Raw genomic sequence first — 501 nt, 5'->3', positions numbered from 1 at the left:
GCTGCCGCCGGCGGCGATGATGCCGACGAACATGAACTGCGAGGCACCGGCGAAGACGAGCACCGAGAGCAGCATCGGCGCCCAGATCGGGAAGCCGGAGCCCACCGCGATCGCGCCGTAGGAGATGCCGACAATGGTGTCGGCGAGGCAGACCAACCCGATGTCACGGAGAAGATCGCGCCCCAGGACACGAGTGGTTGTTCGCCAAATCGAACGCATGGTTTCATACAATGAACGAACGCCACCGTGTTCGTCAAGGCGAACGCAACGACCGATGGAGCGAACGCATGTCCCCGACCGCGTCCGAAGGCGCACCACTGGACGTCATCGCCACGTCCCTGCGCCGGGAACGCGCCCGCACCGGGCTTTCCCTCACCGAGGTCGCGAAACGCGCCGGCATCGCCAAATCGACGCTCTCCCAGCTGGAGTCCGGGGCCGGGAACCCGAGCGTCGAGACGATCTGGGCGCTGTGCGTCGCGCTCGACGTCCCGTTCTCGCGAG

2 protein-coding genes are annotated in these 501 nt (G+C 66.5%); one reads left to right on the top strand and one right to left on the bottom strand.

Features of this window, described 5'->3' with window-relative positions:
* Positions 1-219: AzlC family ABC transporter permease (locus CFP71_RS43125; protein WP_143267355.1), on the bottom strand; the 219-nt coding region annotated here is incomplete at its 3' end.
* Positions 220-287: 68 nt separating this feature from the next.
* Here CFP71_RS43125 and CFP71_RS43120 point away from each other — a divergent pair.
* Positions 288-501: helix-turn-helix domain-containing protein (locus CFP71_RS43120; protein ID WP_143267354.1), on the top strand; the 214-nt coding region annotated here is incomplete at its 3' end.

Source organism: Amycolatopsis thailandensis, assembly GCF_002234405.1.
Lineage (GTDB): Bacteria > Actinomycetota > Actinomycetes > Mycobacteriales > Pseudonocardiaceae > Amycolatopsis > Amycolatopsis thailandensis.
The sequence above is the reverse complement of the archived record's forward strand: the minus strand, read 5'-3'. Positions and strand labels throughout refer to the sequence as shown.